Source organism: Shigella sp. FC1661 (assembly GCF_001712525.1).
Classification (GTDB): domain Bacteria; phylum Pseudomonadota; class Gammaproteobacteria; order Enterobacterales; family Enterobacteriaceae; genus Escherichia; species Escherichia coli.
Genome location: NZ_MDGW01000177.1, coordinates 24,465 through 33,038 on the forward strand (window position 1 = coordinate 24,465; position 8,574 = coordinate 33,038).

General features: G+C 51.4%; 7 protein-coding genes and 1 pseudogene. 3 read left to right on the top strand and 5 right to left on the bottom strand.

The genetic code is table 11. The annotated features are described in order from the left end of the window. Positions 1-5: 5 nt before the first annotated feature. Together aceE and pdhR are read right to left on the bottom strand one after the other, a co-directional pair. Entirely contained in the window at positions 6-2,669 is a 2,664-nt protein-coding gene (gene aceE / locus BFF42_RS11510) for a pyruvate dehydrogenase (acetyl-transferring), homodimeric type (RefSeq protein WP_000003812.1), read from the bottom strand. Positions 2,670-2,829: 160 nt separating this feature from the next. Then, the gene (gene pdhR, locus BFF42_RS11515; RefSeq protein WP_000331776.1) at positions 2,830-3,594 is read right to left on the bottom strand and encodes a pyruvate dehydrogenase complex transcriptional repressor PdhR; all 765 of its coding nucleotides are present in this window, start codon (positions 3,592-3,594) and stop codon (positions 2,830-2,832) included. A gap of 540 nt (positions 3,595-4,134) precedes the next feature. On the opposite strand from pdhR, the gene aroP reads away from it, so the two are divergent. Next, positions 4,135-5,508 (top strand): aromatic amino acid transporter AroP, encoded by a 1,374-nt coding sequence (gene aroP, locus BFF42_RS11520; RefSeq protein ID WP_000969917.1) that lies wholly within the window; start codon positions 4,135-4,137, stop codon positions 5,506-5,508. 42 nt (positions 5,509-5,550) lie between these two features. On the opposite strand, the gene ampE is transcribed toward aroP, so the two are convergent. Then, the gene (gene ampE / locus BFF42_RS11525; RefSeq protein ID WP_000172017.1) at positions 5,551-6,405 is read right to left on the bottom strand and encodes a beta-lactamase regulator AmpE; all 855 of its coding nucleotides are present in this window, start codon (positions 6,403-6,405) and stop codon (positions 5,551-5,553) included. Further along, positions 6,402-6,953, bottom strand: a complete 552-nt coding sequence (gene ampD / locus BFF42_RS11530) for a 1,6-anhydro-N-acetylmuramyl-L-alanine amidase AmpD (RefSeq protein WP_000923726.1) — start codon at positions 6,951-6,953, stop codon at positions 6,402-6,404. Before ampD ends, ampE begins: the two co-directional genes overlap by 4 nt. A gap of 87 nt (positions 6,954-7,040) precedes the next feature. Between ampD and nadC the strand changes: the two genes are divergently transcribed. Both nadC and BFF42_RS11540 read left to right on the top strand, forming a co-directional pair. Then, positions 7,041-7,934: a carboxylating nicotinate-nucleotide diphosphorylase gene (gene nadC, locus BFF42_RS11535; RefSeq protein ID WP_001135158.1), complete on the top strand. Its 894-nt coding sequence runs from the start codon at positions 7,041-7,043 to the stop codon at positions 7,932-7,934. Positions 7,935-8,136: 202 nt separating this feature from the next. After that, positions 8,137-8,325, top strand: a pseudogene (locus tag BFF42_RS11540) (prepilin-type N-terminal cleavage/methylation domain-containing protein); the annotation flags it as partial. Between the two features lie 15 nt (positions 8,326-8,340). Here BFF42_RS11540 and BFF42_RS11545 read toward each other — a convergent pair. Further along, positions 8,341-8,574, bottom strand: a 234-nt coding sequence (locus tag BFF42_RS11545; RefSeq protein WP_001393844.1) for an IS1 family transposase, incomplete at its 5' end; no start/stop codon positions are given.

The window sequence follows — 8,574 nt, forward strand, 5'->3', positions numbered from 1 at the left end:
ACCTCTTACGCCAGACGCGGGTTAACTTTATCTGCATCGATGTTGAATTTGGCGATTGCGTCAGCAACCACTTTCTTATCGATTTCGCCACGTTTAGCCAGTTCGCCCAGCGCCGCAACCACGACATAAGAAGCATCAACTTCGAAGTGGTGACGCAGGTTCTCACGGCTGTCGGAACGACCGAAGCCATCAGTACCCAGTACGCGGTAGTCGTCAGCCGGTACGTAAGTACGGACCTGCTCAGCGAACAGTTTCATATAGTCGGTAGATGCCACTGCCGGAGCGTCGTTCATCACCTGAGCGATATACGGAACGCGCGGAGTTTCCAGCGGATGAAGCATGTTCCAGCGTTCACAATCCTGACCATCACGCGCCAGCTCGGTGAAGGAGGTCACGCTATAAACGTCAGAACCTACGCCGTAATCTTTCGCCAGGATCTCTGCCGCTTCACGGACGTGACGCAGGATAGAACCGGAGCCCAGCAGCTGAACTTTACCTTTGCTACCTTCAATGGTTTCGAGTTTGTAGATACCTTTACGGATACCTTCCTCAGCACCTTCCGGCATTGCCGGCATGTGGTAGTTTTCGTTCAGCGTGGTGATGTAGTAGTAAACGTTCTCTTGTTTTTCACCGTACATACGCTCCAGACCGTCATGCATAATGACAGCAACTTCGTAAGCGTAAGCCGGGTCGTAAGAGATACAGTTCGGAATAGTCAGCGACTGAATGTGGCTGTGACCATCTTCATGCTGCAGACCTTCTCCGTTCAGGGTGGTACGACCGGAAGTACCGCCGATCAGGAAGCCACGCGCTTGCTGGTCGCCAGCCGCCCAGCACAGATCGCCAATACGCTGGAAGCCGAACATCGAGTAATAGATGTAGAACGGGATCATCGGCAGATTGTTGGTGCTGTAAGAGGTCGCCGCTGCCAGCCAGGAACAACCTGCGCCCAGCTCGTTGATCCCTTCCTGCAGAATCTGACCTTTCTCGTCTTCTTTATAGTAAGCAACCTGCTCGCGGTCCTGCGGGGTGTACTGCTGACCGTTCGGGCTGTAAATACCAATCTGACGGAACAGACCTTCCATACCGAAAGTACGCGCTTCGTCGGCGATGATCGGTACCAGACGATCTTTGATCGACTTGTTCTTCAGCATTACGTTCAGGGCACGAACGAAAGCGATAGTGGTAGAGATCTCTTTGCTCTGCTCTTCCAGCAGCGCGCCGAAGTCTTGCAGGCTCGGCAGCTCAAGCTTCTCGGTGAAGTTCGGCTGACGGCTTGGCAGATAACCGTGCAGTTTCTGACGCTGTGCGTGCAGATAGGTATGCTCTTCAGAACCTTCCGGGAAGGTGATGTACGGCAGTTTTTCGATATCTGCATCAGACACCGGCACATTGAAACGGTCGCGGATGTGACGCACGCCGTCCATGTTCATTTTCTTAACCTGGTGCGCGATGTTTTTACCTTCAGCCGCGTCGCCCATGCCGTAACCTTTAATGGAATGAGCAAGGATTACTGTCGCTTTGCCTTTGGTTTCCTGCGCTTTCTTGAATGCAGCGTAGATTTTCTTCGGATCGTGACCACCACGGTTCAGTGCCCAGATCTGCTCGTCAGTCCAGTCTGCAACCAGTGCTGCGGTTTCAGGATATTTACCGAAGAAGTGTTCACGAACGTACGCACCATCTTTCGATTTGAAGGTCTGGTAGTCGCCGTCAACGGTTTCGTTCATCAGCTGGATCAGTTTACCGCTGGTATCTTTACGCAGCAGTTCATCCCAACGGCTACCCCACATCACTTTGATCACGTTCCAGCCAGCACCTTCGAAGATGCCTTCCAGTTCGTTGATGATCTTGCCGTTACCGGTGACCGGGCCGTCAAGACGCTGCAGGTTACAGTTGATAACGAAGACCAGGTTATCCAGTTTTTCACGGGTAGCGATGGTGATCGCACCTTTGGATTCCGGTTCGTCCATTTCACCGTCGCCGAGGAACGCGTAAACGGTCTGTTTAGAGGTATCTTTCAGGCCACGGTGTTCCAGATATTTCAGGAATTTAGCCTGGTAAATAGCACCAATCGGCCCCAGCCCCATAGATACGGTCGGGAACTGCCAGAATTCCGGCATCAGTTTCGGGTGCGGATAGGAAGAGAGGCCATTGCCGTGAACTTCCTGACGGAAGTTATCCAGCTGCTCCTGAGTCAGACGACCTTCCAGGAAAGCACGAGCGTACACGCCCGGGGAGATGTGGCCCTGGAAGTAAACCAGGTCGCCGCCATCCTGCTCGTTGCGTGCACGGAAGAAGTGGTTAAAGCACACATCATAAATGGTTGCGGAAGACTGGAAGGACGCCATATGGCCGCCCAGTTCGAGGTCTTTTTTCGACGCACGCAGCACCGTCATGATGGCGTTCCAGCGGATAGCTGAACGAATACGGCGTTCCAGTTCCAGATTACCCGGATACTCCGGTTGTTCTTCAACGGGGATGGTGTTGATGTAGTTGCTGATACCTGTGCCTGCGGCTACGTTTACACCGCCTTTGCGGGCTTCAGCAAGCAGTTGGTCGATCAGATACTGAGCACGCTCAACACCTTCTTCACGGATGACCGATTCGATCGCCTGGAGCCAGTCGCGAGTTTCGATCGGATCCACGTCATTTGGGAAACGTTCTGACATGGGTTATTCCTTATCTATCTAATAACGTTGAGTTTTCTGGAACCTGTCCCATTGAACTCTCGCCGGAAAGCTCAATAAGACAGGTTCTACGTTTAGTTGCCGCGCTTTTATATGCGCTTGATTTACAACATCTTCTGGATAATTTTTACCAGAAAAATCACTAATTCTTTCGTTGCTCCAGACGACGCAGAGAACGCTCACGGCGGCTCTCTTCACGACTTCTGTCGAGCAAAATTTCTTCGATAAAGGCCAGATGGCGATGCGATGCTTCGCGCGCTTCTTCCGGCTTACCGGCCATAATCGCTTCAAATATGCGGGTGCGGTGACTACTCACCAGCGGCAGCATCTCGCGACGCGAATAGAGCAATTCGAAGTTCTGGCGGACATTCTGGGCCAACATCGGCTCCATACACCTTAGCAGATGAAGCAGAACCACATTGTGGGCCGCTTCAGTGACAGCAATCTGATACTGGAGTACGGCGTTTGATTCCGCGTCCAGATCGCCAGACTGCTGCGCCAGTTCTATGGCGTGATGGAGTTCACGGATGCGTTCCTTGTCTTCATCGGTACTACGCAGCGCGGCGTAATAAGCGGCGATACCTTCCAGGGCGTGTCGTGTTTCGAGCAAGTCATACTGTGACTCAGGATGGTCGGAGAGCAGCTCCACCAGCGGATCGCTGAAGCTTTGCCATAGGCTGCTCTGGACAAAAGTGCCGCCACCCTGGCGACGAAGCAACAAGCCCTTCGCTTCGAGACGTTGAATCGCCTCACGCAAGGAGGGACGGGAGACGTCAAACTGTTTTGCCAGTTCGCGTTCCGGTGGGAGTTTTTCGCCCGGGCGGAGAGTGCCTTCGAGGATCAAAAACTCCAGTTGCTGCTCAATCACATCGGAGAGTTTTGGTTGGCGGATTTTGCTGTAGGCCATGAGTTCCTGTCTTAAGCCACTTGCCGAAGTCAATTGGTCTTACCAATTTCATGTCTGTGACGCTAAAGTAACAAAGTATTCACCTTATGTCCATACAGGTTTTGATTGAAATCATGAAACTGTGCACATTTTAACAACTTGACATATATAACGTTTCAAAGTTGTAACCATGCACAAATGTAGACTTTACGTAGGAAAGGGATTTTTTAACGATTATTAAACTATAAAAATCCGAATTGAACCGATTCACTTACCAATTTTGTGATTTTTAATTCAATTAAAACGAATTTAAATTCATTCTACATATTGAGAGGGGTTGAGGCTGAGCTTTACAAACGGTTTCTTTTTAAGCAACTCATCTTCAACCATGCATAAAGCGGGTGCATTCGCTGCCGCATACCATTATTCTTGATCTGACGGAAGTCTTTTTGTAACAATTCAAACTTCTTTGATGTAAACAAATTAATACAACAAACGGAATTGCAAACTTACACACGCATCACTGCGTAGATCAAAAAAACAACCACCGCACGAGGTTTCATGATGGAAGGTCAACAGCACGGCGAGCAGCTAAAGCGCGGCCTTAAAAACCGCCATATTCAGCTTATCGCGCTGGGTGGCGCGATAGGGACCGGGTTATTCCTGGGTAGCGCCTCCGTAATACAGTCCGCAGGGCCAGGGATTATCCTGGGTTACGCCATTGCTGGTTTTATCGCCTTTCTGATCATGCGTCAGCTGGGTGAAATGGTGGTCGAAGAACCTGTCGCAGGCTCCTTTAGCCACTTTGCTTATAAATACTGGGGCAGTTTTGCCGGTTTCGCCTCTGGCTGGAACTACTGGGTACTGTACGTTTTAGTTGCCATGGCTGAGCTGACTGCCGTGGGTAAATACATTCAGTTCTGGTATCCGGAAATCCCCACCTGGGTTTCTGCCGCCGTATTCTTTGTGGTGATTAACGCCATCAACCTGACCAACGTTAAAGTGTTTGGCGAGATGGAGTTCTGGTTTGCCATTATCAAAGTTATCGCGGTGGTAGCGATGATCATCTTCGGCGGCTGGCTGCTATTCAGTGGCAACAGCGGCCCGCAGGCGACCGTTAGCAACCTGTGGGATCAGGGTGGTTTCCTGCCGCACGGCTTCACCGGGCTGGTGATGATGATGGCGATTATCATGTTCTCGTTCGGTGGTCTGGAACTGGTGGGGATCACCGCAGCAGAAGCTGATAACCCGGAGCAAAGTATACCGAAAGCAACTAACCAGGTTATCTACCGCATCCTGATTTTCTATATTGGTTCGTTAGCCGTTCTGCTCTCACTGATGCCGTGGACCCGCGTTACCGCCGATACCAGTCCGTTTGTGCTGATCTTCCACGAGTTAGGCGATACCTTTGTGGCGAATGCGCTGAACATCGTGGTACTGACTGCGGCGCTCTCCGTGTACAACAGCTGCGTATATTGCAACAGCCGTATGCTGTTTGGTCTGGCACAACAGGGTAATGCGCCAAAAGCGCTGGCGTCTGTCGATAAACGTGGTGTACCAGTAAATACCATTCTGGTGTCTGCACTGGTAACGGCGTTGTGCGTACTGATTAACTACCTTGCCCCAGAGTCCGCTTTCGGACTGTTAATGGCGCTGGTGGTATCTGCACTGGTAATCAACTGGGCGATGATTAGCCTGGCGCATATGAAATTCCGTCGCGCCAAGCAGGAACAAGGCGTGGTAACTCGCTTCCCTGCTCTGCTTTATCCGCTGGGTAACTGGATCTGCCTGCTGTTTATGGCGGCGGTACTGGTGATTATGCTGATGACCCCAGGAATGGCGATTTCGGTATACCTGATCCCGGTATGGCTGATCGTGTTAGGTATCGGCTATCTGTTTAAAGAGAAAACCGCCAAAGCCGTAAAAGCGCATTAATCTCTCTACGCCCTCACCCGTACAGGGTGAGGGCAATAATCTTTACACCAACGCCCCGTAAATCGTCAGTAGTGCAATCACCACCACGACCACGAACGAGGTTTTCTTCGCCATTGAAACCGCTGCCTTCGGCGTCTCCACCTTATCGACATGCGGTTCACGCGCCAGAGAGAACTGCGCCAGACGCGTTAACACCTGATACTGCGAAGTATGGAAGTCACCCAGCGAAGCAAACCAGGCCGGTAACGCTTTCTCCCCATGACCGATCAAGGCATATACCACACCCGCAAGACGAACCGGCACCCAATCCAGTACATGAAGCACGGCATCAATGCCGGACTGTAAACGATGATGCGGCGTCTGGTATCGCGCCAGCCAGTATTGCCATGCACGCAAAAACGCATACCCCATCAGCGTAACGGGTCCCCAGATTCCCCCCACAATCAACCAGAACAGCGGAGCAAGATAAAAACGAAAGTTAATCCACAGCAATGCATTTTGCAGCTCACGCAAATACTCACGTTCATCGCAGCCTGCCGGGACGCCGTTAATCATGGTGAGTTCGCCAGCCATCGTGACACGGGCATGGCTATCATTACGTGAAGCAGCTGTCAGATAAGCATGATAATGAAGACGAACTTTACCTGCGCCAATACACAGCAAACCAATCAGCAGCCACACCAGCAGCGTGGGAACGTTGAACAATACTCCCTGCAATGCGCGTAACAGTAAAAAAGTCACGCCCATCGCAATAATGGTCATGCCTAACGTGCGCCCGAGAGAAAAATGTTTCACCCGCCGAAAGAACGCTTCAAGACGATGATCAAGCTGCCAGTGCTCGCCCAACTTAAACAGGCGCTCGAAAATTAACACCAGTAAGGTTGTAAATAGCGTCATGTTGTCTCCTTGCTGACCAGCGCACGAAACCGCGCCCAATCAAATGCAGGGCCGGGATCGGTTTTCCGATCCGGCGCAATATCACAATGGCCCGTCATGTTATTAGCGATATCTGGATAGCGATCAATCAGTGCCCGCGTAACCGCCGCAAGCTGTTGATACTGCGCATCGGTATACGCCAGCGTATCGGTGCCTTCAAGCTCAATCCCAATAGAAAAATCATTGCAGCGTTCGCGCCCCTGATACTGAGAGACTCCCGCATGCCATGCACGTTTATCGAAAGGAACATACTGGACTATTTCACCATCACGGCGAATCAAACAGTGAGCGGAGACGCGCAAATGGGCGATCTCAGCAAAGAAAGGATGTGCCTGCGGATCAATAGTTCCAGTGAATAATGCGTCGATCCACGGACCGCCAAACTCGCCTGGCGGCAGGCTAATATTGTGCACCACCAGCAGGGTGGGTGTTTCGTCATCCGGGCGGCAATCGTAATGTGGTGAGGGAACGCGGCGCGCGCCAACCAGCCACCCCTGTTCTAACAACATGCAGGATCTCCTTATATGTGGTGCTAATACCCGGTTCAGAGTAGCATGTTTCTACTTTATGATTCGTTAGCTATCTGGAGTTTTAACATGCCGCCTCGCCGCTATAACCCTGACACCCGACGTGACGAGCTGCTGGAACGCATTAATCTCGATATCCCCGGCGCGGTGGCCCAGGCGCTGCGGGAAGATTTAGGCGGAACAGTCGATGCCAACAATGACATTACGGCAAAACTTTTACCGGAAAACTCTCGCTCTCATGCCACGGTGATCACCCGCGAGAATGGCGTATTTTGCGGCAAACGCTGGGTTGAAGAGGTGTTTATTCAACTGGCAGGCGACGATGTCACCATAATCTGGCATGTGGATGACGGCGATGTCATCAACGCCAATCAACCCTTGTTCGAACTTGAAGGCCCATCCCGCGTGCTGTTAACGGGCGAACGCACTGCGCTTAATTTTGTGCAAACCCTTTCAGGAGCTGCCAGTAAGGTACGCCACTATGTCGAATTACTGGAAGGCACCAACACGCAGTTGTTGGATACGCGCAAAACCTTACCTGGCCTGCGTTCAGCTCTGAAATACGCGGTACTTTGCGGCGGCGGAGCGAATCACCGTCTGGGGCTTTCTGATGCCTTCCTGATCAAAGAAAATCATATTATTGCCTCCGGCTCAGTGCGCCAGGCCGTCGAAAAAGCGTCCTGGCTGCACCCGGATGCGCCAGTAGAAGTCGAAGTAGAGAATCTGGAAGAACTTGATGAAGCCCTGAAAGCAGGAGCCGATATCATCATGCTGGATAACTTCGAAACAGAACAGATGCGCGAAGCCGTCAAACGCACCAACGGCAAGGCGCTACTGGAAGTGTCTGGCAACGTCACTGACAAAACACTGCGCGAATTTGCCGAAACGGGCGTGGACTTTATCTCCGTCGGTGCGCTAACTAAACACGTACAAGCACTCGACCTTTCAATGCGTTTTCGCTAATTGCTGACAGATTTATCCGCTCCATCGCGGGCGGATAATCTCCCCTTCCCCAACTTTCTTCGTAACGCCTCGCAAATTTCTTGTCTTTCGCTGCAACGAAATAAAAAACCTCGGAAGCTGCTTTCCCGTTTCGTTTTTTGCCCCTCGCTTGTGCTGATGGCGTTTGCCAAAGTAGCGCCAACCAAATCAAGGAGCGAAACAGATGGACAAGCAACGCGGTTTTACACTTATCGAACTGATGGTGGTTATTGGCATCATTGCCATTTTAAGCGCCATTGGTATTCCCGCTTATCAAAACTACCTGCGCAAAGCTGCACTCACCGACATGCTACAAACCTTTGTGCCTTACCGTACCGCCGTAGAGTTGTGCGCGCTGGAACATGGTGGATTAGGTAATGACTCCAACTTACTGATAGTGTTTTATGTTCAGATAATGCCCGATGACCTTGTCATGCAGCTCCACCGATTTTGAGAACGACAGTGACTTCCGTCCCAGCCTTGCCAGATGTTGTCTCAGATTCAGATTATGTCGCTCAATGCGCTGAGTGTAACGCTTGCTGATAACGTGCAGCTTTCCCTTCAGGCGTGATTCATACAGCGGCCAGCCATCCGTCATCCATACCACGACCTCAAAGGCCGA

What these genes read in the sequence shown, in the direction of transcription:
- pdhR (WP_000331776.1), bottom strand. Translation starts at nt 3,594, where the DNA reads ATGGCCTACAGCAAAATCCGCCAACCAAAACTCTCCGATGTGATTGAG.
- aroP (WP_000969917.1), top strand. Translation starts at nt 4,135, where the DNA reads ATGATGGAAGGTCAACAGCACGGCGAGCAGCTAAAGCGCGGCCTTAAA.
- ampE (WP_000172017.1), bottom strand. Translation starts at nt 6,405, where the DNA reads ATGACGCTATTTACAACCTTACTGGTGTTAATTTTCGAGCGCCTGTTT.
- nadC (WP_001135158.1), top strand. Translation starts at nt 7,041, where the DNA reads ATGCCGCCTCGCCGCTATAACCCTGACACCCGACGTGACGAGCTGCTG.
- ampD (WP_000923726.1), bottom strand. Translation starts at nt 6,953, where the DNA reads ATGTTGTTAGAACAGGGGTGGCTGGTTGGCGCGCGCCGCGTTCCCTCA.
- aceE (WP_000003812.1), bottom strand. Translation starts at nt 2,669, where the DNA reads ATGTCAGAACGTTTCCCAAATGACGTGGATCCGATCGAAACTCGCGAC.